Source organism: Sphingorhabdus sp. (genome assembly GCF_050921905.1).
In the GTDB taxonomy this organism is placed as follows: Bacteria; Pseudomonadota; Alphaproteobacteria; order Sphingomonadales; family Sphingomonadaceae; genus Sphingorhabdus_B.
The window spans coordinates 1597845-1620098 of record NZ_CP050888.1 but is presented as its reverse complement, the minus strand read 5'-3'; the positions used below and the strand labels follow the sequence as shown (position 1 = coordinate 1620098).

Below are 22254 nucleotides of genomic sequence, written 5' to 3'. Positions count from 1 at the left end.
GCGCGCACAATTCTTCCCGGCATTCCGCACCACGTGACGCAGCGCGGTAACGGGCGGCAGCAGACCTTGTTTTGATCAAATTACTGTCTGAATGGCGTCAATGATGGCATCGACATTGGCAGATGGATTAGCGGCCACACATCTCAGCCACTGGGTTCCTGCAACTGTCGTTTTTGAAGCAAGTCCGACAGGCAATGCGGCCGAAAGTTGGTCAACTGTCTTGTTACGTGGACGCCAGACAACGACGCCGGTTTCAGGATGGCCAAGCAATTCTAGTCGCGGGTCTTCTTCGACAAAGGCGGCAAATTTTTCTGCTGCCGCCATGCAAGTGTCAAGCCGCGACGCGAGTCCATCGCGACCCCAGGCCAATAATGTCGCGAAAAGCGGCACGGCTGTCGCACCATGTGATCCCAACAAACCAATGTTGGGCGCAGCGAGATAAGGTCCGCCGAAGGACAGCGCCGAATGCGCCATCGCCGCATCGCGAAAAAAAACTAAGGCAGATTCTTTAGGTTGAAAGAACCACTTGTGCGCAGAAACTGCCACCGAGTCCGCTAGTTCGATTCCATCGAGTGTCCCGGCATATTTTTTACTCAAGCGCAGTGGCCCTGCCCATGCGGCGTCAACATGCGTCCATGCTGCGGAGCCTGACAAATGTAACGGATCGATAACGCCGGTCGATGTTGCACCTGCAACGAGGACGAGGCAGGCGCGATCTAATCCCGCAACCGCGTCAGGCAGGAGGCGGCCTTGACCGTCCGTTGGCAGCGGCCGAAAACGTAACCCAAGCAGTCGTGCCGACTTCTCGACCGAAACATGCGCCGTGTCTGGGGCAACGACCTCGTCAACCCCTCGAAGTTCGCGTGCGGCCCAAAGCGCAGTCAGGTTTGCGACCGTTGACCCTGGCACCATGTGACCGCCGTCCATCCCGAAAAATGGGGCGAGCCACGCAATGGTGCGTTCTTCGATTTTACGTGCCATTGGCGCGGTTGCGGGATGTAAGAGATTCTGATTTAGTCGTGCGTTCCAAAGCGTCATCGCCCACGTCAGCCACGGTGTTGGCGGGTCCATGTGCGCGAAGGACAATTCGTTATCAAGCCGATGAGCACCGCCAAGCACCAACGCGGCGAGATCGGGCAACAATTCCCGCTCGCCTGCGCCAGTATCGGGCAGATATGTAGGCAGGGTGTCAAAGGCCAAAGCGGGATCGCTTGGCACCTGTTCGATAAGGTGTCGGACCGCTTCCAAAAGAGCATCATTTTCAGCGACAAATGATTTATCGGGGGTGTTGAGGTTAGGCTTGGACTGCATGTGTCGGCCATAGCATCTGTTGACATTTAAGCACGATAAAATGCTCGTCCGTTTGAATTCCGACGCAAAAGGCGGTGGTGAAGGGTTGACAATGTAATGATATTATATCACCTGATTCCTATGTATTGAATATTCAGGGAGAAAATGTCTTGCGCTCTATTTCGATTTTGCTTGCTGGTGCCTCATGTCTTGTAACCGTTCCGGCCTTTGCTGAAGAGAGTGCGGATGCCGAAATTACGGTTACAGGCATCCGCCAAGCCTATCAGGGCGCGTTTGAAGCGAAAGAAGTCCCACAAGCGGTTAGCGTGATCAGTTCCGAAACCTTGGAAGACAATAACATCTTACGCCTGACAGATGCTCTTGACCTGAACGCCTCCGTTTCCCGACAGAATAATTTTGGCGGCCTGTGGGATAGTTATGCAGTGCGCGGTTTTGCTGGCGATGACAATCTTCCTAGCGGCTATCTGGTCAATGGCTTCAATGGCGGTCGCGGCTTTGGCGGGTCGCGTGATGTGGCTGGTGTCGAACGGATTGAAGTGCTGAAGGGACCCGCAGCGGCGCTTTATGGGCGCGGAGAGCCGGGTGGTACGGTCAATATCATTACCAAACAGGCTGAATTTGATGCCCTGAAGGTCAACGCGTCAGGCCTGTTCGGCAGTTTCGACCGGGTCCGTTTTGATGCGGATGCCAACTTGCCCGTTGGTGAGAGCATCGCCGTGCGCCTGATCGGATTCTTCGAAAAATCAGACAGTTTCCGAACAACGGTTGACAGCAAGCGTTATGGCTTTCTGCCCTCCGTCGCCTTGAAGCTCGCAGAAGACACGGTACTCAGCTATGAGCTTGAGTGGACGCACAGCGAGGCTGACTTTGATCGCGGCATCGTTGCGCCTGGTGGCAATCTGAACGCCATGCCGCGCCGCAATTTTCTTGGAGAGCCAGGCGACGGACCGCTTGAGGCGAAAGTAACCGGTCATCAGTTGCAATTGCAGCACGCGTTTTCGGATGATTGGAGTGTGTTGATCGGCACAAGCTATCGTGAAACCGATTTGGAAGGCTTTTCCAGCGAAGCCGAGCTTGCCAGTGGCAGGCAGTTTCTTGGCCGCCCCGCGACACCCAATGTGTTGTCGCGACAGCGCCGCTTCCGCGACTATGAAGGCGAACATTTCGTTGTGCGCGGCGAGCTGTCGGGTGATTTCGAGCTTGGCGGATTGCGGAACCGCTTGCTGGTTGGTGTCGATTATGACGAATTCGACAATGGCCAGCTTTTCCAGCGTTTCCGTCCCGCGTCAGTAACCGCCACGTCAACCGAAGCCGCGCAATATGCGATCAACATATTAAACCCCGTCTATGGACGCTTCCCCCTTCCCGTGACGGGGCCGTTGACCAACCGGCTCGATCAGCAAAAGGCCTATGGCTTTTATCTGCAGGATCAGATCAGCCTGTCTGACGCGCTCCAGGTTCGGATCGGCCTGCGCTATGACGACTATGATGTTCGTTCGCTTAACCGGGCGACAAGCGTCAGTCAGAACCGCTCGTTCAGCCGGGTCAGTCCGCAATTCGGGCTGGTTGTTAAGGCGAGCGAAGCAGTGTCATTTTATGCGGCTTATGGCGAAGGCTTCCGCTCCAACCTTGGCGCGCGCGCCAATGGCGATGTGTTCGATCCGGAGTTTAGCAAATCTTTTGAAGCCGGAGCCAAATTCGGGCTGTTCGACAACAGCTTGAGCGGCACAATTTCATTGTTCAATCTGAAAAAGCGCAATGTCCTCGCAGCCGATGTTGCCAATCCCGGCTTCTCGATTCCCGTCGGCAAGGCGGGCAGCACAGGCCTTGAATTTGATCTTGCGGGCAGGTTGCCCGGCGATGTCGATCTGCTCTTCTCCTACGCTTATGTCGATGCCGAAGCGAAGGCCGACGTACTCGATCCCAATTTCAGCTTACAAATCCGTTCGGGCGATCCGTTGATCAATATTCCCAAGCACAGCCTCAATGCGCAGCTCTCAAAGCGCTTTACCATCGGCGATGATCGCGGCCTGACCTTTGGTGCTGGCATACAGCATGTCAGCGAACGACTGGGGGAGACAGCCACCAACTTCTTCCTGCCCAGCTACACGCTGGTTCGCGCCTTTGCTAAGGCCGAACTGATAGAGGGGTTGGAAGTCTTCGGTGACGTCAAAAACCTGTTCAACGAAACCTATTTTACGAATAGCTTTGCCCGTCTGTGGGTCGCGCCAGGCAGCCCGCGCGCGTTCACGGTAGGTGCACGGGTCAGTTTCTGATGGCCGTGATTGAAATATCTGATTTGCGCGTTGCGCGCGGTGGGAAGCTCGTACTCCACGATCTTTCGCTGACGGTCGCAGCAGGCGAAATCTATGCGTTACTGGGTGGCAATGGTGCGGGCAAATCGACGACGCTGTCGACCTTGCTGGGTTTTTTGAAACCAAGCGCAGGCAAGGTTGTTGTCGCCGGAACTGATCCGGCAAATGATCCAGAAGCCACGCGCCACAAAATCGCCTATCTGCCCGAAAATGTCGCGCTCTACGAGCATCTGACCGCGCGGGAGAATGTCGATTATTTCTTGGCGCTGGCGGGTGAAGCCCGCAGCAACACGGACATTGAGGCTGCGTTTGATGCCGCAGGCCTGCAAAGTGAAGCGCGCAGCCGGAACCTATCGGGTTTTTCAAAGGGGATGCGGCAAAAGGTGGCCATTGCGCTGGCGGTGGTGCGGCAGGTGCCTGTGCTGTTGCTCGACGAGCCGACGTCCGGCCTCGATCCCAAGGCGACGGCGGATTTCAATGCGCTGCTTTCGACATTAAAGGCGCGCGGCACCGCGATCCTGATGGTGACGCACGATCTGCTGGGGGCGGCGGATTGCGCCGATCGGATAGGTTTCCTTGATGCCGGGCATATTGTGGAAGAAGTAAGCCGCGCGCAAGGCTTTGATGTCATGGCGCTCCACCGCCGTTATGGAGAGGCCGTCGCCGCATGAATGCGATACGGCTGATTGCACGCGATGAATGGCGGCTGCTGCGACGCAATCGCGTCGCTATGCTTGGGCTTTTGATGTTGATTGCGTTGTCGATTCTGGCGGCGCTGACGTCGATCAGTAGCCGAGATAACAGCGACGCCATTCGCGCCCGTTTTCAGCAACAGGCCGATGCGGCGTTTGATGGTGCCCCTGCGCGCCACCCGCACCGTATGGTGCATTATGGCCATTTCGTATTCCGACCGCTGCCTGTATTGGCCGCGTTCGATCCGGGCGTTGACGCGTTTACGGGCAATACGATCTACCTTGAGGGCCATAGGCAAAACAGCGCCAACTTTGGCGATGTGCGACAAAGCTCGCTACTCGTCCGTTTCGGCCAACTCACCCCGGCATTCGTCTTACAAGTGCTAGCGCCATTGATGCTTATCTTTATCGGCTTTGGCGCTGTCGCGCGCGAACGTGAGCGGGGCACGATCCGGCAGATGTTTGCGCACGGCGTATCTGCACGCAGCCTTTTGTTGGGAAAGGCATGGGGGCTGGCGACGATAGCCGCGCTGATGCTCGCACCGGCTGCGCTCGCATTGGGCTGGCTGATTACGGTCGAGGGTGCAGCGCGCGTTCCCGGCCTCTTAATGCTTGGCGGCTATGCGCTCTACCTTGCGATCTGGGTGTTATTGATAACATTAGCGTCGGCGCTTGCCGCGCAGGCGCGCACCGCTCTTATGGCGCTGATCGGGATATGGGCCTTTGCCGTGATCCTGCTGCCGCGCATTGCGCCGGACTTGGCGCTCGCCGCCAATCCAGCGCTAACGCGATTGGAAACCGATATTGCAATCCAAAGAGATTTACGGGCGATGGGCGATAGCCATAATCCGGACGATCCCTTTTTCAGCGCTTTCAAGGCACGCACGCTTCAACAATATGGCGTGGACAAGGTTGAAGACCTGCCCGTCAACTATCGTGGACTGCTGGCTTTAGAAGGCGAAAAACTGACATCCAAACTGTTCGATGAATATGCAACGCGTCAGTTCAAAGCGCAAAAAGCGCAAAGCCAGCAAACCGATTTGGTAGGTCTATTCAGCCCAGCCATCGCGCTGCGCCGCGCCTCGATGGCGATTGCGGGGACCGATCTTGAGGGACATCGACGCTTCCTCTCGCAATCGGAGGCCTATCGCTTCGATATTGTGCAGCAGCTTAACGAATTGCAGGCGAAATCCATTGCTTATGCCGACGACAGCAATCGCAACAAGGATCCGGAGGCTGCGCGCCGTGTGCGGATCGATCCGAAGAATTGGCAAGACGTGCCCGACTTCAATTATCGCGGTGCCTCGACACCGGAAAAAGTGAAGGCCGCCTTGCCAGGTCTCGCAATGCTCCTGACGTGGCTTGTCGCCTTACTCATGGGCGTGCACTTTACGGTTAGGCGGCTGGAGGCAACGGCATGAGTTCTTTATGGACGCTCGAAGCTCGGCTTTTCCTGCGGCAACGTCTCGCGCTGCCCGCACTTTTGTTAATGGCAATTCTATCCATCTTTAGTGTCTGGGCGGGCATGACCGAGATGTCACGTCAGCGGGACATTATCGCGCGTATCCAGCCGCAACAGGCAGCCGACGTCGCGGCCATTGCCAAATGGGTGTCCAAGGAAGGGGATGCCGGAAATGCCGCTTATTACACTTTCCATGCGACATGGGACGCGCCATCCGCACTCGCCTTTGCCGCCATCGGCCAACGCGATGTTGCCCCTTATATCCTGCGCGTCCGGGCGCTGGGACTAGAGGCGCAACTCTATGAAAGCGAAAATTACAATGCGGAGCTGGCGCTGCCGGGCCGTTTCGACTGGGCGTTTGTGTTGACATATATTGCGCCTTTGCTCGTGATCATATTGCTCCATGATCTCAAGTCTGGCGAGCGAGAGGCTGGCCGTTTCAATCTGCTCGCTGCCATGGCGCGAAGCGAGCGCGGTTTATGGCGACGGCGCATTGTCCTGCGGCTGGGTGCGTTGTGGCTGATGCTGGTGCTACCCTTTGCCGTTGGTGCCATAATTTCGGGTGCGCATATTGGCGGCATCGCAATATTCTTTTTGGTCTCCGCGGCGTATCTTGTCTTCTGGACCCTGCTCTGCCTGTGGATCGGTAGTCGGGGCTGGAGCTCGGTTACCAATGCCGCGACATTGGCGGCAAGCTGGCTGGTGCTCACGTTAATCCTTCCTGCTATGGCGCATCTCGCTATCAACATGGCAGTGCCGGTGCGTCAGGGTGTAGAGCTCACGCTTGCGCAGCGTGAGAAAATCCATGGCGGTTGGGATCGGCCCAAGGCGGAAACAATGCAGACCTTTTTCAAGGTCCATCCCGAATGGAAAGACACCAAACCGGTCGAAGGCGGCTTCCACTGGAAATGGTATTATGCTTTCCAGCATTTGGGCGACCTTGCCGCTGGCGACCAAGCAAAGGCCTATCGTGCCGGCTTGGAAAGGCGCGATAGCTTGACCGTTCGTACCGGCGCCCTCCTGCCTGCCGTGGGCGTCCAGACGCTTCTCCATCGCGTGGCAAAAACGGATATGCGCGCAGGCCTTGCCTACCAGGATCGCATTCGCATCTATCATGAACGGCTGCGGCGCTTTTATTACCCTTATCTGTTCAACGAAACGCCCTTTCGCGAAGCTGATTTTGCCAAGACGCCGAAATGGGATTGAGTTATGGGGCGGTCACGATCCCCAATAGCCCCGCCCGGGTTCCATGTTTTGCCTTACGTCGGTTGGCTAAAAATGGTGGTCAAGAAGACTCAAATTATTTTACAAATATTTTTGTTCCGGCTCCCGCCTATTTCAGAGTCTGACTCATAATTATCATGTTTAATATCATAGTTTTGCGATTCGTCTAGCGAGGAACTGGACGGAGGCCATGAACAGCCATGCCGTTGCGGAAGCGATGCTGCGCTCGAAGTCTTTGGCAAGGCGCCGGTTGCGGTTTAGCCATGCGAACGTTCGCTCGACGACCCAGCGGCGCGGTAGAACAATAAAGCCATTTGCCCGGTCAGAACGCTTTATGATTTCGATGGTCCAGTCGCCGATCTTGGTCAGCGCGGTTTTGAGCTTGTCACCGGCATAGCCGCCATCGGCAAAGACATGGCGCAGCCAAGGGAAGCTATAACGGATGTCGGAGAGCACGATCGGCGCGCCGTCGCGGTCCTGTATATCGGCGCTGTGAATAATGGCGTGTACCAGAAAGCCGTTCGTATCGGTGATGATATGGCGCTTGCGCCCCTTCACTTTCTTGCCCGCGTCATAGCCGCGTATGCCGCCGCTTTCCGTCGTTTTGACAGACTGGCTGTCAATCACTCCGGCGCTGGGTGAAGCCTCGCTACCCTGCGCCACCCGGGCATCCTGGATCAGATAATGGTTGATCCGTTGCCATGTGCCATCATCGCGCCAAGCGTAAAACCAACGCTGCACCGTCGAGGAAGGTGGAAAGCCCGGCGGCAGCATCCGCCATGGCAGGCCACCGCGTAGCAGATACAGCATCGCTTCTACTATCCGCCGCATCGGCCATTTGCGCGGACGGCCGACAAAGGACGGCAGCGGAAAAAACGGTTCCAGAACCGCCCACTCCTCATCAGTTAAATCACTTGGCAAAGCCAATCCGTTGCGTGCATGATGCGCGCGAGTGGTGTCGGTCCACATCGTTGAAATCCTTCGGGTTGTTGCAAAACCGCTGAATCAATGATGTGGAAAAGCGTCAAGCTAACTCGCTGACACTACTCAACTTAATTTCGGGTCAGACACTCAGCTTATTCTGGGGTCAACTTCGCGCCGGCGTATCTGCGACATGGACTTGAAAAACCTTGGGATAATCTTAAGGTCTTTAAGTGGTCCCCAACCTAAGGCGTCGGAAAACTAACGTCCTGTCAGTCCCCTTCGTATGTCTTTCAAGTTAGACTTTCTCTGACAAGATACCACTATCCCCAATGAGGGATGTGCCTGCCTCAGCTTCGAGGTGATTCGCCGACCTGTCCACAGTCGCCCTTCTTGTGTTGCTGTAATTAGAATACCCTCCGGCTTTTTGATAGATCTTGCGACCGCTGATAAATTCGAAAAGTTTAATGTACGCCCCGTGACCGCCCGCGTGAATAAATACAATCGCACGTTTGACGCAGAAAAGTAAAATAACGAAAGGATACAATGCTGCTAGAAACGGACGCCTTCTAAACATGCGCGAAAATTGGCTGTATGGGTCAAACCGCACATGCAATGCACATGTTAAAACCGATAGAATAAAATAAAAAAATCCGCCTACTATGAAGGCCGCCAAGAGCTCTGACACTTTCATTGGTTAAGAACCTTTTCGGCCTTTTGCGTGATGTTACGACTCCGTCGTTAAGCTTACGGCAGTCCGAGTTCAAATGTAAACATTGTAAATATTTGTAAAATATGAATTGCGCGATTCCAATGACAAATGCATCAATCCCCTAAACCAACCCATTCAGCAAAAACCACCGTCGCCCCAGCGCGGGCTGGTGCCATCACGTGTGTCTGGCGAGATCGACAGGCGCGATAGGCCCCAGCCTGCGCTGGGACGACGGGTGCTGCATCAATTCCGGTCGCAGGAGCGTTATCCCCGAAATAATGCTGCACGTCGTCCGCCTGTGGTTTTACCCGGCATTGCGCGAAACGGGACATGCGGTCATCAACGCTTGGAGGCACGAGCTTTGCGCTAGATCGATGGAGTAAAAAATGGTGCGGCCAAGAAGACTCGAACTTCCACGGGCTTTCGCCCACAACGACCTCAACGTTGCGCGTCTACCAATTCCGCCATGGCCGCACACGCCTAGACAGGTAGGAGCCGGCCCCTAGCAAAGCGCGTAAGTTGGCGCAACAGGCATTATCGTTTCGGCGGTCCCTGGCCCTATTGAAGCACGACGCGGTCGACGCCGTATTTGCGCATTTTCTCAATCAAGGTGGTGCGCTTGAGCGTTAACAAGCGCGCGGCCTCAGATATGACGCCATCGGCGCGGCCAAGGGCAGTTTGAATCCGCTCCAGCTCAATCCTTTCAATTTGCGCCTTGAGGTCGATGGGCGCGTCCCATGTTTGCGGCTTGGTCGGGACAGGATCGGGCAATGTTGCGGCGCGTGGTGCTACGTTCATCCGGGGTGCGGTGAACCCAAGCAATTGGTCAACACCAAAGGCGTCAATCGTCTCGCCATGGAACAACACATTTGCGCGCTCAACAATATTGCGCAGTTCGCGGACATTGCCGGGCCAATCATGCGCCTGCAGTTGGGCAATTGCGGAATTGTCAAAATGGCAGTTCTCGGTGCTATTTTTGCCACGCTGAAAATGGGCAATCAATTGGGGTATGTCCTCGACCCGTTCGGCGAGCGTTGGCACATGCAGCAGGACGACGCCCAAGCGGAAATATAAATCCTGCCGGAAACGTCCGTTGGTAATGGCCTGCTCAAGATTTTGATGCGTCGCAGAAATGATGCGCACATCAACAGGTAACGCGCTGTTGCCGCCCACGCGCGACACCAAACCATCTTCCAGAACGCGCAGAAGTTTAACCTGCATGTCGAAACGCATGTCGCCAATCTCGTCCAAAAACAGCGTGCCCTTATCGGCATTTTCGAAATGGCCGGTGCGGCGAGCCTGTGCGCCCGTAAACGCACCGCGTTCATGTCCAAACAATTCGGATTCAATCAATTCCGCCGGAATAGCGCCACAGTTCAGCGCGACATAAGGTTTGGACGCGCGCAGACCGGTTGCATGAATGGCGCGCGCGACGACCTCTTTGCCCGAACCGGACGCGCCGCAAATCATGACGGAGGCCGTGGAGTTTGCTACGCGTCGGACCATGTTACGCAACAGAATCATTGGCGCGCTATCACCAAGCAAATATTCTTCGATCGCGATCGGCTTTGCGGCTGCCGTCTGGACGGCACAGATATTTGAACTCATTATTTTTCCCAACAAAATAAACGTCGGGGTTTAGATTAGATAAGAAAGTAAACAGAAGGTTAACAAAATGCGCAGAAATTCGATTCCGTTCCGATATGGAATACAGTTGTTATTCTACTGATTTATTTTACAAAATGTTACATCCAATTTGAGATGCTATCTGCCCTCTGAGACCGTCCGCCAGCCAAGCGTTAGGGACATGCGCCGGTTTCGCGAATCGTCCGGATTGTCTCGAAAATAGGGTTCGCGGTCTGCGACGCCTTCAATGCGTAAGAATTGCGAATCGGGAATACCTGACCGGACCAAATGGGCCCTGGTTGCTTCTGCGCGGGCGGACGAAATTTGCCAGTTGTTGATGCCTAAGCGTGCTGACACAGGTTTCGCATCGGTATGCCCCCGGATGATCAGGCCGTTTGGCAGACCGCGCAAGCTATCGGCGACTTGAGTCAAAAGATTAATGGCATCGGGGGTCAAGATGTCGGTTCCCGATATGAACATGGCAAAATTGGCATCGTCGATCAGGTCGATACGCATGCCTTCGCGCGTTTCGGTAATGCGAACGCTTCGGGCAAATCGCTTCATCGATTTGTCTGCATTAACCTTCTTCGCCAGTTTTTCGCGGACCTGTTGGAAATTGGCTTTATCCTGTCCAAGTCCCGCTGCTTCTTTGGGACCACCCGTCGCTGCGCTAGGGATTGTAATGCTGCGCGTGCCTGTTTGGCCGGCGCGATTTGGATAATTGTCGACCGAAGTGATCGAATCGCCGCCAAAAAAGCTCGTAGAGCCTGCCGTATCCTGTTTGCTCGCAACCAATGTCGGCGCGAAATAGTCTGCCAACGCCTTGCGTTGTTTTTCCGTCGTTGCGCCTAAAAGCCACATTAATAGGAAGAATGCCATCATCGCCGTTACGAAGTCGGCATAAGCAACTTTCCAAGCGCCGCCATGATGCGCAGAATGCGGCGCTTCATAGATTTTCTTGACAATGACCGGACGGACCGGCGCAATTGGTTTAGGCATTACCGGCCTCGCATCCCGTCAAAGACCTCAGCAAAGCTGGGCTGGTTGGAATGCTCGATGCCCGAACGTGCCGCCTCGATGACCAATGGCTGCGGATGGCCGTGCAGAGAGGCAATGATCATTTGTTTGACGACATGATAAATTGCGGCATCGGCCTCAATGACTTGGCGCGCGCGGTTGGCAAAGGGGCCGACCAGACCATAAGCCAGCAGCACGCCCAAAAATGTGCCAACCAAAGCCGATCCAATCATAGCGCCAAGAATAGCCGGCGGCTTATCGATAGAACCCATGGTTTTCACCACGCCCAACACCGCCGCCACAATACCAAGCGCCGGCAACGCATCGGCAAGGCCCTGCAAGCCGTCTGCGGGCTTGATATTATGGTGATGATGGTTCTTGATGGCGTTATCCATCACCTCTTCGACGGCATGCGGGTCAAGCGTGCCGGAAGACACAACGACAAGCCGCAAGGTGTCGCAGATCAAATGAATAAGCGTCTTGTCCTTTAGCAATTTTGGATATTCGCTGAAGATTGTAGAATTGTCTGGATCTTCAATATGGGATTCAATTGCAACCGGGCCGTCGATTTTCATCATTTTCATCAACTTGGCGATCAGGAAGATGCAGTCCAGATAATCCTGCTTTCCATATTGCGGGCCTTTGAACACCTTCTGCAGGCTGGCCCAAAGAGACTTTAAGTCGTTGACCGAGTTGCCGATGATTAATGCGCCAGCACAGGCGCCGCCGATGATGAGCATTTCGGCTGGCAAGGCTTTCATCACGGGTACCAGATTGCCGCCGGTAATCGCAAAGCCGCCAAACACCATGACAAGCAAAACAACGATACCGATAATGGCTAACATGAAAAATCTGCCCTCTGCGTGGAACTGTCCGCTGGTTAAACGGCTGGGCCCGCCGATTATTGCGCCTGTTTTTAGGGTCAGGAGCACTTAAATTCACCTTCGCGGCGTCAAAATGGCAAAGATATCGAAGTAAAATGTCCGCCGCAGGCAGTCATTCTGCCTGGCAGGGCATTTTGCTTGCGAGATCGAAGCTATTTTGACGTCCTGCCGCCTTGCACTGAACAGTATGGCCTCAAACCGCGAAGGTGGATTTAAGTAGTCCTGACCCTAAGCAAGAAAATCCATTAAAGTGCGTCGGTTAATGCGCGCAAAAGCGCCCTGTGCAGCCTCAAGCGTTAATGTCATTGCTTTAAGCTCTGCAATAGCTGCGCTCAAATCCGTATCGGCAAGCTTCGAAAGCTCTTCGCTGAGCGTGATTCCGCGCTGTGCGGAAAATTCCTGCAACCGGTCGAGCCGCGCTGCATTGACACCGATTTCCGCCTGGGCATCGGCGGCATGATTTACTGCCCCGTTCAGCGCCGTTAACGCCGCGCCTATTAACGGCAGGTCGCCCGCCGCGATAGCAGAGGCAGCATCCCGCATGATTTGCGTAATCGCAATGCCGCCCGTTTCAAAAATGGCCTGACGTGCGGGCACTGGCGCGAAGGCGATGGTGTCGTCAAAACGGATTGGGTTCGCAGCGTTATTTGCGAACAGCGCGTCGCCTGTGGCGGATTGTAAGGATGCCATGGCATCAATTTCGTCCGCCATGGCGCGTATTTCGAGTGACATGGTCGTGCGGTCAGACGGGGTAAGGCCGACGCTTGCGGCTGAAATGGTCAACTCCCGCGTACGCGCCAGCAGGTGGGACATGTTGCGCAACTGCGCGTCAGCTTGCGCCGTCATGCTGATCCCCAAGCTGATGTTGCGCGCGCGCGCGTTGTCATTGGTTTGCATGCGGCTCAGGTCCGCAATGCGCGCTGCCGCCGTTGGATCATCCGACGCGCGCTGAAGACGCTTGCCGGTGGATATTTGCGTTTGCTTTGCCGAAATCTGCGCCGCCAGACGCGCTTGGCGTGTGGCTTCCTGCGTCATGCGGCCTCCGGTTCCGTTAATCATCGCATGGGCTTTCAGAAGATGTTGAGTATGGTCTGCATGGTTTCCCGTGCGACCTGAATCGTTCGGGCCGCAGCTTCATAGGCCTGCTGAAACCGCAACAGATCCGCAGCTTCGCGGTCGAGGTCGACTGCACCAACGGCGTCGCGTGCGGCAAATGCGCCGTCCCGCCGCCCACTGGCCGCGGCCTCTTGCGCGCGAACTGCGGATGCTATCTGCGCCTGTTGCGTGATGAAGGCGCTGATATCCTGTTCAATGCCGCTGCTCGTGCGGACGGCGTTGAAGGCCAGAATATTGCCGTTGCTGCCCGCTGCGTTTGCGGTCGCAACGTCTGCTATGGCAAGCGCGGTTGCGGTCAAGTCGGCGGCAGAGCCATTGAAATTCAACAATGGCTTTCCAGCAGAAGCATTGGCATCGACGCCTGCCTGATGTGCGCTATTCAGCGCAGTGCTTAATTGTGCCGCAAGCGAATCCAGTGCCGCAAGCTGGGTGGATATATGTGCTGCGCCATCGGTCAGGCCTGCAAGTCGACCCGACGCGGGTGCAAGTGAAGTTGCAGGAGCAACGCCGAAGGACAAAAGCCCGCCTGCGGACACGCCAAGATTCACGGTGGCGACGCTATTACCTTCGACCAATGGAACGCCTGCCGGGGTGCGGACAATGGCGGCATTGTTTGCGTCATAATGGATATCAATATCTATCGCGGTTGCGATGTTGCCGACAAGGCGAACACGTTCGTCAAACAAGGTGGCTTCATTGGATGACCCGGCGCGTGCGCGGCGCAAGCCGTCATTGACCCGGGAAAGCGCTGATAAGTCGGTGTTCAATTGATCCACTGCGCTGCTCACTTCCATCGCAGCACTATTTGCCATGGAACTCAATGCATCATATGCCCGCCGGAACGCGCTGGCGCTTTCATCGATATTGTTGAGAAACTGACGCCGCAAAGTGGCATCATTCGGGTTGGCGCTCAGTTGATCAGCGGTTGCAAAAATCTGGGTTACGGTGGCGCCGATATCATTGCCGCCATTGCCAAGCGCGCTTTCGGTCGCAGATATCCAGCTCAGACGCGCCGACTGTCGCGCGGCTTCGCCGGAGGCCGTGCGCGCGTCATCCACCAACCATTGGTCCAACTCGCGTGTGACGCCAGCGGCGCTGACCCCACCCGGGCGGATACTGTTGCGCGACAGAACGACGTCGCCTGCGGCAGGAGCTTCCTCCAGCCGAACCGTGCGCCGGACATACCCATCGGTCTGGGCATTGGCGATGTTATCGCCCACAACCGACAGCGCACGGCCATATGCCTTCACGCCCGATGCGCCTATGGCGAGCAGGTCGCTCATCTTGAACCTTTAAGTTGTTTTTCTACCAGGTCGGCAATGCCGAACTGCCGCAATGCGGATATGCTGTCGGCCACGCGTGCGTCGGCCATTTCACGGAAATTGTCGGTGGCGCTTGAACCCATGATGTCGTCGCCAAGCTTTGCCTTGCGCATGCTTGCCATCATCTGCCGCAGCATGACGGCCTCGAAAGCTTCGGCAGCCTTGCGCAATTCTGGGTCAGGCTTTGGCGCGGCGGTGGCCGGTGCGCTTATCGGTTTAAGCGTTATCATATGACCACCAGCTCCGCGCTCAACGCACCTGCCTGCGACAAGGCCTCCAATATCGCGACCAGATCGCCAGGTGAAACATTCAACCGGTTGATGGCTTTGACGATTTCGGAAAGCGACGCACCCTTGTCCCATAGGAATGCGGGATTTCGGGTTTCTTCGACGCTAATGTCGCTCGCTTGCTCAACAGTGGTTTGGCCAGCGCTGAACGGCGCGGGTTGCACCACCATCGGGTTTTCGTCGACACGGACAGTCAATTTGCCATGGCTGACGGCGGCAGGGCCAACACGAACGGCACCGTTGATGACAACGGTGCCAGTTCGCGCATTGACGATAACGCGGGCAGGCGGCGCTGCACGATTGATCTCTATATTTTCGATCAAGCCCATCAAACGGATGCGCGCTTCGCCGCCCACTGGCGTGTTGATACGGATTGATGCGCCATCGATGGCTGCTGCCACACCTGCACCCAATTTTTTGTTGATCGCATCCGCGACCAAACCGGAATTGCTGATGTCATATTGCGTTAGATTGAAGGTGAGGCTTTCGGACTGCGCAAAGCCGGTGTCGACGGCGCGTTCCACTGACGCACCGCCGCTGATCCGACCAGCCGACGGGATGTTGACCGACAGCTTTGAACCGTCCGCCGCATCGACGCCAAGCCCGCCGACGACTAGATTGCCTTGCGCCATGGCGTAAATCTCGCCATCCGCGCCATAGAGCGGGGCCATGATAAGCGTCCCACCGCGCAAGGATTTGGCCTTACCCAAGGCGGACACGGTGATATCCAGCCGCTGCCCGGGTTTAGCGAAGGGCGGAAGCTCTGCCGTGATCATCACGGCGGCTGCATTTTTAAGCGCGGGGTTAATGCCAGCCGGAAGGCTGATGCCGAAGCGCGATACGGCGCCTTTGACCCCTTGGGTGGCGTAATCAAGGCTGTCGTCGCCGGTACCTGCAAGGCCAACGACGACACCATAGCCCGTCAACTGGTTGGCGCGCAGTCCCTGGAACTGGCCAATATCCTTTATGCGCTCCGCATAAGCAGGGGGCGCGAACAGCAAGGCAAGGCAAAGCAAGATCGCGCGCATCAGAAGGGGCTTACCCTGCTGAAGAAACGTTGCAGCCATCCTTGCTGGCTCGCACGGGCAATCTCTCCCTTACCGGTGTAAACTATGCGTGCAGCGGCAACGCGTGTGGAGAGCACGCGGTTGTCGACGCTGATATCGGCGGAGCGCACGATTCCGGTGAACTGGACTTTTTCATCGCCCCGGTTGAGCGTCAAAGCCTTTTCGCCTTTCACGAGCATATTGCCATTGGGATAGACGACCGCGACGGTCACGCTCAATTCTCCGGACAGGGCATTGGACTGGGCAGTTTCGCCCTTTCCGGTAAACGACTGATCGCCGCTCATGTTTACATCGCCTGCACTGATGAGGTTCAATGGGCCGCTTACGGGCGGGCTAAGGCCGAAACTGCCATTGCGGCCAGTGGTCGCGCTGGTGCTTTTTGAGGCGCTGGTGCGCTCGACCAAATTGATTGTGATGATGTCGCCCACGCGGGCGGCCCGTGCGCCGGATGTGAGCGGGCTATAATGCCCGATCTGGAATATCGCACCATTGGCGGGCGCAGGCGGTGGCGCGATGGGCAAACTCGGGCCGTAATCCGAATGGCTGGACTTGTCCTTTTTGGCTTGCGCGCCGACGGGGAACGCAAGCAAGGACAGCAGGATAAGTTTATAGAGTCTGCGTGGCATTGCGCATCATCTCATCTGTCGCTTGGATCATCTTGGAATTGACCTCATAGGCGCGCTGGGTTTCGATCATGTCGACCAATTCTTCGACGACATTGACGTTGCTGGATTCCAGCGCGCCAGAACGCAGGCCACCGCGACCCTCTTCGCCGGCTGCGCCAATTTGTGGTGCACCTGACGCAGGGGTTTCGAGCAACAGATTGTTGCCAACAGATTGCAGCCCTGCCGCATTTGCGAACCGCGCAAGTTCAAGCCGTCCGACTTGGGTCTGCTCTGACTGACCCGCCACTTGCACTGAAATGGTGCCATCGGTGCCAACCGATATGGCGGTTGCGTCTTGTGGGATTTGGATTTGCGGCTGTACAGGCATACCGTCACTGGTGACCAATGTGCCTTCCGCGGACAGGTTAAAGTCCCCGGCCCGGGTAAACGCGTTTCGGCCATCGGGCATTTGCACCTGAAAATAGCCAGCGCCTTCGATCGCGAGATCAAGGCTGTTGCCCGTATTGGTCAGCGTCCCTTGCGTATCGATACGTGCGGTGCCGTTAATTTGAACGCCGGTGCCAAGATTGGTGCCAATGGCATATTTGTTTTCCGCCGAAGACGCGGCACCCGCCACTGTCATGGCCTGATAGGCCAAGGTTTCAAAACTCGCGCGGTCGCGCTTGAAACCAACGGTGTTCACGTTGGCCAGATTGTTGGCGATGACCTGCATCCGCATATTCTGCGCATCAAGGCCAGTGCGGGCGACGTGGAGTGCTCCATTAGACATCAGACTTCATCCTTTTTGGCAGGTTTATTGTGTAAGCGACATGAGGTCGGCGGTCGCCGCATCCATGTCGCGTGCGTCGTTCAGCATTTTCAATTGCGTGTCCCACGACCGGCTGGCCTCAATCATTTCGACCAAAGCTTCGGTCGCACTGACGTTTGAACTTTCAAGGCTTCGCGTGATGACACGCGCATCGGGGTCGGCAGGCAAAGTGCCGCCGCCACGCACGCGAAATAGCCCGTCGACGCCCTTGACCACGTCGGAACCAGCCGGGCTGACCAGCAATAATTGATCCAATTGCTGCGGCTGTGTTGCATCGCCACCTAAGGGCACAATCCAGACGCGGCCTTGATCGTCAATATTGATGGCGTCCGACGGCGGCAAGGTCAGCGGACCTTGCGCACCCTGCACCGGACGACCATCGCCCGTGGTCAGCAATCCCGTGGAGGACAGCAACAGGTCACCACGCCGCGTATACCCAATCTCGCCATTTTCGGCTTGCACCGCCAGCATGCTGTCACCCGACAGCGCGATGTCCAAATCGCGGCCCGTGGCAACCATTGTGCCCGCTTTCATATCGGCTGCCTGCACCTCTTCGGATGAAAAGGCGCGGGTATTGAGTTGCTGGCTTTCGAGCCACACGGTTTGCGCCTCTGCCAGATCGGCGCGGAACCCCGGAGTGTTGGCATTGGCCAGATTGTTGGCAATGGCCGTCTGACGGGCCATTGAACCGCGCATGGCGGTCAGGCTGGTATATATCAGACGGTCCATCGGTCAGCCCTTAACGAATAGACACAATGGCTTGAGTCATGTTCGACGCGGTTTCGATGGCCTTTGCATTGGCCTGAAAATTGCGTTGCGCGGAAATCAGCGCGACCAATTCCTCTGTCACGTCGACATTGGCGCGTTCCAGCGCGCCGGAACGGACGGAGCCCAAGGGCCCATTGGTGGCAGATTCAATCGCGGGCTCGCCGCTTTCGCCCGTGGATTGCCAGTGGGCATCGCCAACAGGGCGAAGCCCCTCTTGCGCGGTGAAGCTTGCCATGGCAACCTTGCCAAGCATCTCGTCGGAGCCATCGGCATAGGTTGCGGTGACAAGTCCATCAATGCCGATGGACACGTTGATCAGGGAAACGCTGGGGTCGGTAGGCGAAACGGAAGGCAGAACGAAATCGGTTGCATCGTCAAGTGTCGCCGAGGTTACATTTCCACTCGCATCCACAGGCAGCAATTGCAGCGTTGCCCCAATCGTGTCGACGACCTGGCGATTGGCATTGACCTGAAACGCGCCATTACGTGTGTAGGTGATAGCTTCGCGCGGCGGATCACCGCGTGTTACAAAAAATCCTTCGCCGGCAATGGCAAGATCAAGCGTCTTGTCCGTTGCCTCCAGCGTGCCTTGGGTAAATTGCTGTACCACAGCGTTCAGCCGGGTGCCTTGCCCTGCTTGTGTTTTGGAGCTTTGCGTAGGCGATCCTGCAAACACGTCGCTGAATTGCGCGCGGCTTTTTTTGAAGCCCGCTGAACCGACATTGGCCAGGTTGTTGGAGATGACCGACAAATCGGTTTGAGCGCCTTTAAGGCCCGACAAAGAGGTGTAAAATGACATATTTATGCTCCCACAGCTGTACGTGTCGATGCAACTTTGATGTCCGCAAGCAATGCGGTCTGCCTACCCATTTGCTCGGTCATGGATTTCATCGAGGCGTTCATTTCCGAAATGCCTGCAACGCTTGAAAATTGCGCCATTTGCGCAACCATCGCTTGGTTATCGACGGGGTTGAAAGGGTCTTGCTCCTTCAACTGCGTCGTCATTAGCCGCAGGAAATCGGTTTGGCCCAATTTCTTTTCGGCCATGTCCTTTGACAGGACGGGTAGGTTTTTGGAGTTAACAGGGGTTATGCTTGTCATCATTCATGCCTTTCATTGGCCGAGGCGTAAGGTTTCGCTGATCAGGCCTTTTGCCGTGGCAAGGACCTGCACATTGTTTTGATATTGACGCGATATCTCCAGCATCTCGACCATTTCGGCGGTGCTATCGACGGCGGCTTCCCAGATGTTGCCATCTTGGTCGGCGAGCGGATGATTAGGGTCGTTGCGCTTGACGGGCGTCGCCTTGCTGGTGTCGATGCGGTCAACCTGAACGGTCGCCTGACCTGCCTCCCCCATGACAGTGCGGAAAACAGGCTTCATCGCGCGAAAGGCCTTGTCTTCGCTGCCCGATACCGTGCCGGCATTGGCAAGATTGGTGGCCGACGTGTTCAGGCGGATAAGCTGCGCCGCCATGGCGCGGCCACTAATGTCAAAAATGGAAAGATTGTCGGCCATCTTCATTCCCCTTTCAGCGCGCGGGTAAGGGTGCCGATACGGCCCTGCAGAAACGACAGGCTTGAACGATAGGCCAGCGCGTTTTCGGCAAAGGCGGTTTGCTCTGTTGCCATTTCAACGGTGTTGCCATCCAGCGATGCCTGAAGCGGCACACGATAGCGCATCGCGCTTTCGGTCGACTGACCATTTTCGGCGAGCTTTAGCGCCGAGGAAAACTCGATGTCGCGCGCTTTATATCCCGGCGTCGATGCGTTGGCGATGTTCGAGCCGAGAATAGACATGCGTTGCTCGCGCAGCTTCAGCGCGGTGGCATGAATTCCGAATATGTTATCCAAAGCCGGCATGGCCGTTCCTTTCGTCGTTGCATCACGCCTGGGGGCGCGAACGAAAGGGGTTTTGCAATTGCTGTGCCAGTTTTTGAAGAATTACATGAAATCAGTATATTATAACAAACCGACATTTGCCTGACAGGCGTATGTCAAAATTCCGACGCCGCCTAATCGCGTCGCAGCAGGAATACTGCATGTTCCGCCAATAGATTGGCAAGTCGTTCATCGCGCGGTTTATCGCCCGACAAAAACCATTGGCCTTCTATCCTGATATTCCGTTCGTCGAGGAAACTGCGAAAGTCGTCGATGGTCACATGGTGGATGTTGGGCGTGTCATACCAGCGGTGGGGAAGCTGCTCCGTCACGGGCATGCGTCCGCCAAACATATGGGCAAAACGAATGCGCCATTGCGCGAAATTGGGGAAGGAGACAAAGGCCTGCCGTCCGATCCGCACCAGATGGTCCAACACCAGATCAGGCCTTTTGGTGGTCTGCAACGTCTGGCTTAAAATCGCATAGTCAAAGCTACCATCGGGGTAATCGGCCAAGTCGGTATCTGCGTCGCCCTGAACCACCGAGAGCCCGCGCGCGACCGCCGTGGCAACATCGCGGGCATCCAGCTCCATTCCGCGTGCGTCGGCATCTTTGGTGTCGCGCAATGCCGCCAGCAACAGGCCATCGCCGCAGCCAACATCCAAGATACGCGCGTTGGCGCTTACTTCGCGGGCGATAATCGCAAGGTCGGGACGCAGTGCTGTCACCGACTTTCGCCTGCGCGCAAAAAGCCATCGACGATGCGGTTCATTTCGGGTGCCTCCAACAAGAAAGCGTCATGGCCAAAGGGGCTCGATAGTTCAACAAAACTGGCCGCCGCGCCCGCTGCGTTCAGGGCATGCACAATGCGCCGCGATTCCGCCGTTGGATATAACCAGTCGCTGTCAAAACTGATCAGGCAGAAACGGGTTTTGGTGCCCGCAAAAGTTTTCGCCAGCACGCCGTCATGCGGCTCGGCCAAGTCGAAATAGTCCATCGCGCGGGTGATGTAGAGATAGCTGTTGGCATCAAACCGTTCGACAAAGCTCAGGCCCTGATGGCGCAAATAGCTTTCGACTTGAAAATCGGCGTCAAAGCCAAAGCTTTTGGCATCGCGATTTTGCAAACGACGACCGAATTTTTCGGTAAGACCCGCTTCGGACAGATAGGTGATGTGCGCCGCCATGCGGGCGACGGCAAGGCCAGCCGTCGGCGCCTCATGCCCATAATAAGCGCCATTATTCCAGCTTGGGTCAGCCATAATCGCCTGACGCCCAACCTCGTGAAAGGCGATATTCTGCGCCGAATGCCGCGCGGTCGATGCAATGATAACCGCAGAGCGCACGCGGTCGGGGTATAAGGCGGCCCAGCTTAATGCCTGCATCCCGCCCATCGACCCGCCGACTACGGCTTCCAATATTTCGATACCCAGATGGTTCAGCAATAGGGCCTGCGCACGTACCATGTCGGCGATGGTGATGACCGGAAAAGCCATGGCATAAGGCGCGCCCGTCGTCGGATCGATGCTGGCGGGGCCAGATGATCCCATGCAACTGCCCATCACGTTGATGCTGATGATGCAATGGCGCGAGGGGTCAATTGGCTTGCCGGGGCCAACCATCCGCGTCCACCAGCCTGCCTTGCCCGTCACGGGGTGGTTCGACGCCACATATTGGTCGCCGGTTAGCGCGTGGCAAATCAGGATGGCGTTGGATTTGTCGGCGTTCAATTCACCATAGGTTTCATAGGCAAATTCAACAGGCGCAAACTCCACACCGCTGTCGAGCTGCACTGGCCCAAGCAACTGTGTCTTTTTATCCAGACCGAAACGCGTATCCTTATGCATATCGACCGCCATATCAGCGGTTTCGTGCGAAACAACCCAAACTCGCAAAAGAAGTGCCAGGGCCAGGACCACTTAAATCCACCTTCGCGGCGTCAAAATGGCAAAGATATCGAAGCAAAATGTCCGCCGCAGGCAGTCATTCTGCCTTCAAGGGCATTTTGTTTCGAGATCAAAGCCATTTTGGCGTCCTTCGGATTTGACCCATGCTGTCGATTGCCACGTTGGCAGGCTTGGACTTAGAACCACTAAGTCCTGCGCTTGCCGCCTGGCACTGAACAGTATGACCTCAAACCGCGAAGGTGGATTTAAGTGGTCCTGACCCTAGGTCCTGACTCTATTGCGCTGGCGACACGTTGCGCTTCGTCGCTGC

General features: G+C 56.2%; 22 protein-coding genes and 1 tRNA gene. 4 read left to right on the top strand and 19 right to left on the bottom strand.

The genetic code is table 11. The annotated features are described in order from the left end of the window. Positions 1-75: 75 nt before the first annotated feature. Entirely contained in the window at positions 76-1311 is a 1236-nt protein-coding gene (locus HEQ18_RS07815; protein ID WP_432814273.1) for a pyridoxal phosphate-dependent decarboxylase family protein, read from the bottom strand. Positions 1312-1460: 149 nt separating this feature from the next. Between HEQ18_RS07815 and HEQ18_RS07810 the strand changes: the two genes are divergently transcribed. From HEQ18_RS07810 to HEQ18_RS07795, 4 genes are read left to right on the top strand one after another with little or no spacing between them, the layout of a single operon-like run. Continuing rightward, the gene (locus HEQ18_RS07810; protein WP_432814272.1) at positions 1461-3587 is read left to right on the top strand and encodes a TonB-dependent siderophore receptor; all 2127 of its coding nucleotides are present in this window, start codon (positions 1461-1463) and stop codon (positions 3585-3587) included. Then, positions 3587-4297 carry an ABC transporter ATP-binding protein gene (locus tag HEQ18_RS07805; protein ID WP_432814271.1) on the top strand — a complete coding sequence of 237 codons (711 nt, stop codon included), beginning with the start codon at positions 3587-3589 and terminating at the stop codon, positions 4295-4297. Before HEQ18_RS07810 ends, HEQ18_RS07805 begins: the two co-directional genes overlap by 1 nt. After that, positions 4294-5739: a DUF3526 domain-containing protein gene (locus tag HEQ18_RS07800; RefSeq protein WP_432814270.1), complete on the top strand. Its 1446-nt coding sequence runs from the start codon at positions 4294-4296 to the stop codon at positions 5737-5739. The genes HEQ18_RS07805 and HEQ18_RS07800 overlap by 4 nt, the downstream gene beginning before the upstream one ends. Beyond that, positions 5736-6986 carry an ABC transporter permease gene (locus HEQ18_RS07795; protein WP_432814269.1) on the top strand — a complete coding sequence of 417 codons (1251 nt, stop codon included), beginning with the start codon at positions 5736-5738 and terminating at the stop codon, positions 6984-6986. Before HEQ18_RS07800 ends, HEQ18_RS07795 begins: the two co-directional genes overlap by 4 nt. A gap of 165 nt (positions 6987-7151) precedes the next feature. Here HEQ18_RS07795 and HEQ18_RS07790 read toward each other — a convergent pair whose 3' ends face one another. The 18 genes from HEQ18_RS07790 to metX all read right to left on the bottom strand — a co-directional run bounded on the left by HEQ18_RS07790 (position 7152) and on the right by metX (position 21884). Continuing rightward, positions 7152-7973 carry an IS5 family transposase gene (locus HEQ18_RS07790; RefSeq protein ID WP_432814158.1) on the bottom strand — a complete coding sequence of 274 codons (822 nt, stop codon included), beginning with the start codon at positions 7971-7973 and terminating at the stop codon, positions 7152-7154. 1051 nt (positions 7974-9024) lie between these two features. Further along, positions 9025-9111, bottom strand: a tRNA-Leu gene (locus HEQ18_RS07785). 84 nt (positions 9112-9195) lie between these two features. Continuing rightward, positions 9196-10245, bottom strand: a complete 1050-nt coding sequence (locus HEQ18_RS07780) for a sigma-54 interaction domain-containing protein (protein WP_397606513.1) — start codon at positions 10243-10245, stop codon at positions 9196-9198. A gap of 156 nt (positions 10246-10401) precedes the next feature. Then, positions 10402-11262 (bottom strand): flagellar motor protein MotB, encoded by an 861-nt coding sequence (locus tag HEQ18_RS07775; RefSeq protein ID WP_432814268.1) that lies wholly within the window; start codon positions 11260-11262, stop codon positions 10402-10404. Beyond that, the gene (motA, locus tag HEQ18_RS07770; RefSeq protein WP_432814267.1) at positions 11262-12125 is read right to left on the bottom strand and encodes a flagellar motor stator protein MotA; all 864 of its coding nucleotides are present in this window, start codon (positions 12123-12125) and stop codon (positions 11262-11264) included. Before motA ends, HEQ18_RS07775 begins: the two co-directional genes overlap by 1 nt. Before the next feature lie 267 nt (positions 12126-12392). After that, positions 12393-13199 carry a flagellin gene (locus HEQ18_RS07765; RefSeq protein ID WP_432814266.1) on the bottom strand — a complete coding sequence of 269 codons (807 nt, stop codon included), beginning with the start codon at positions 13197-13199 and terminating at the stop codon, positions 12393-12395. A 35-nt stretch (positions 13200-13234) separates the two neighbouring features. Next, positions 13235-14563 (bottom strand): flagellar hook-associated protein FlgK, encoded by a 1329-nt coding sequence (gene flgK, locus HEQ18_RS07760; protein WP_432814265.1) that lies wholly within the window; start codon positions 14561-14563, stop codon positions 13235-13237. Beyond that, entirely contained in the window at positions 14560-14832 is a 273-nt protein-coding gene (locus tag HEQ18_RS07755) for a rod-binding protein (RefSeq protein WP_397606326.1), read from the bottom strand. The genes flgK and HEQ18_RS07755 overlap by 4 nt, the downstream gene beginning before the upstream one ends. Beyond that, positions 14829-15956 (bottom strand): flagellar basal body P-ring protein FlgI, encoded by a 1128-nt coding sequence (locus tag HEQ18_RS07750; protein WP_432814264.1) that lies wholly within the window; start codon positions 15954-15956, stop codon positions 14829-14831. Before HEQ18_RS07750 ends, HEQ18_RS07755 begins: the two co-directional genes overlap by 4 nt. After that, positions 15917-16582, bottom strand: coding sequence for a flagellar basal body L-ring protein FlgH (locus HEQ18_RS07745; RefSeq protein ID WP_397606328.1), 666 nt, complete (start codon positions 16580-16582; stop codon positions 15917-15919). Before HEQ18_RS07745 ends, HEQ18_RS07750 begins: the two co-directional genes overlap by 40 nt. Further along, positions 16563-17351: a flagellar basal-body rod protein FlgG gene (flgG, locus tag HEQ18_RS07740; protein ID WP_397606329.1), complete on the bottom strand. Its 789-nt coding sequence runs from the start codon at positions 17349-17351 to the stop codon at positions 16563-16565. Before flgG ends, HEQ18_RS07745 begins: the two co-directional genes overlap by 20 nt. A 24-nt stretch (positions 17352-17375) precedes the next feature. Next, positions 17376-18119 (bottom strand): flagellar basal body rod protein FlgF, encoded by a 744-nt coding sequence (locus HEQ18_RS07735; protein WP_432814263.1) that lies wholly within the window; start codon positions 18117-18119, stop codon positions 17376-17378. A 10-nt stretch (positions 18120-18129) separates the two neighbouring features. Then, on the bottom strand, positions 18130-18957 hold the full coding sequence (locus HEQ18_RS07730) for a flagellar hook-basal body complex protein (RefSeq protein ID WP_432814262.1): 828 nt from the start codon (positions 18955-18957) through the stop codon (positions 18130-18132). 2 nt (positions 18958-18959) lie between these two features. Beyond that, positions 18960-19262 (bottom strand): flagellar hook assembly protein FlgD, encoded by a 303-nt coding sequence (locus tag HEQ18_RS07725; RefSeq protein WP_432814261.1) that lies wholly within the window; start codon positions 19260-19262, stop codon positions 18960-18962. Between the two features lie 9 nt (positions 19263-19271). Further along, a complete protein-coding gene (gene flgC / locus HEQ18_RS07720; RefSeq protein WP_432814260.1) occupies positions 19272-19676 on the bottom strand; it encodes a flagellar basal body rod protein FlgC in 405 nt (134 codons plus the stop codon). 2 nt (positions 19677-19678) lie between these two features. Next, complete coding sequence (locus HEQ18_RS07715; RefSeq protein ID WP_296198293.1) at positions 19679-20020, bottom strand: flagellar basal body rod protein FlgB; 342 nt, start codon at positions 20018-20020, stop codon at positions 19679-19681. A 152-nt stretch (positions 20021-20172) separates the two neighbouring features. Beyond that, positions 20173-20766: a methionine biosynthesis protein MetW gene (metW, locus tag HEQ18_RS07710; RefSeq protein ID WP_432814259.1), complete on the bottom strand. Its 594-nt coding sequence runs from the start codon at positions 20764-20766 to the stop codon at positions 20173-20175. Then, entirely contained in the window at positions 20763-21884 is a 1122-nt protein-coding gene (gene metX, locus HEQ18_RS07705) for a homoserine O-acetyltransferase MetX (protein ID WP_432814258.1), read from the bottom strand. Before metX ends, metW begins: the two co-directional genes overlap by 4 nt. Positions 21885-22254: the final 370 nt, after the last annotated feature.

Excerpts from the sequence above, each read along its gene's own strand:
- HEQ18_RS07730 (WP_432814262.1), bottom strand. The coding sequence starts at position 18,957 with ATGTCATTTTACACCTCTTTGTCGGGCCTTAAAGGCGCTCAAACCGAT.
- HEQ18_RS07815 (WP_432814273.1), bottom strand. The coding sequence starts at position 1,311 with ATGCAGTCCAAGCCTAACCTCAACACCCCCGATAAATCATTTGTCGCT.
- metX (WP_432814258.1), bottom strand. The coding sequence starts at position 21,884 with ATGCATAAGGATACGCGTTTCGGTCTGGATAAAAAGACACAGTTGCTT.
- HEQ18_RS07780 (WP_397606513.1), bottom strand. The coding sequence starts at position 10,245 with ATGAGTTCAAATATCTGTGCCGTCCAGACGGCAGCCGCAAAGCCGATC.
- HEQ18_RS07800 (WP_432814270.1), top strand. The coding sequence starts at position 4,294 with ATGAATGCGATACGGCTGATTGCACGCGATGAATGGCGGCTGCTGCGA.
- motA (WP_432814267.1), bottom strand. The coding sequence starts at position 12,125 with ATGTTAGCCATTATCGGTATCGTTGTTTTGCTTGTCATGGTGTTTGGC.
- flgG (WP_397606329.1), bottom strand. The coding sequence starts at position 17,351 with ATGTCTAATGGAGCACTCCACGTCGCCCGCACTGGCCTTGATGCGCAG.
- HEQ18_RS07750 (WP_432814264.1), bottom strand. The coding sequence starts at position 15,956 with ATGGCTGCAACGTTTCTTCAGCAGGGTAAGCCCCTTCTGATGCGCGCG.
- flgC (WP_432814260.1), bottom strand. The coding sequence starts at position 19,676 with ATGGCCGACAATCTTTCCATTTTTGACATTAGTGGCCGCGCCATGGCG.
- HEQ18_RS07775 (WP_432814268.1), bottom strand. The coding sequence starts at position 11,262 with ATGCCTAAACCAATTGCGCCGGTCCGTCCGGTCATTGTCAAGAAAATC.
- HEQ18_RS07765 (WP_432814266.1), bottom strand. The coding sequence starts at position 13,199 with ATGACGCAGGAAGCCACACGCCAAGCGCGTCTGGCGGCGCAGATTTCG.
- HEQ18_RS07725 (WP_432814261.1), bottom strand. The coding sequence starts at position 19,262 with ATGATGACAAGCATAACCCCTGTTAACTCCAAAAACCTACCCGTCCTG.
- HEQ18_RS07745 (WP_397606328.1), bottom strand. The coding sequence starts at position 16,582 with ATGCCACGCAGACTCTATAAACTTATCCTGCTGTCCTTGCTTGCGTTC.
- HEQ18_RS07715 (WP_296198293.1), bottom strand. The coding sequence starts at position 20,020 with ATGCCGGCTTTGGATAACATATTCGGAATTCATGCCACCGCGCTGAAG.
- HEQ18_RS07790 (WP_432814158.1), bottom strand. The coding sequence starts at position 7,973 with ATGTGGACCGACACCACTCGCGCGCATCATGCACGCAACGGATTGGCT.
- flgK (WP_432814265.1), bottom strand. The coding sequence starts at position 14,563 with ATGAGCGACCTGCTCGCCATAGGCGCATCGGGCGTGAAGGCATATGGC.
- HEQ18_RS07805 (WP_432814271.1), top strand. The coding sequence starts at position 3,587 with ATGGCCGTGATTGAAATATCTGATTTGCGCGTTGCGCGCGGTGGGAAG.
- HEQ18_RS07735 (WP_432814263.1), bottom strand. The coding sequence starts at position 18,119 with ATGGACCGTCTGATATATACCAGCCTGACCGCCATGCGCGGTTCAATG.
- HEQ18_RS07795 (WP_432814269.1), top strand. The coding sequence starts at position 5,736 with ATGAGTTCTTTATGGACGCTCGAAGCTCGGCTTTTCCTGCGGCAACGT.
- HEQ18_RS07755 (WP_397606326.1), bottom strand. The coding sequence starts at position 14,832 with ATGATAACGCTTAAACCGATAAGCGCACCGGCCACCGCCGCGCCAAAG.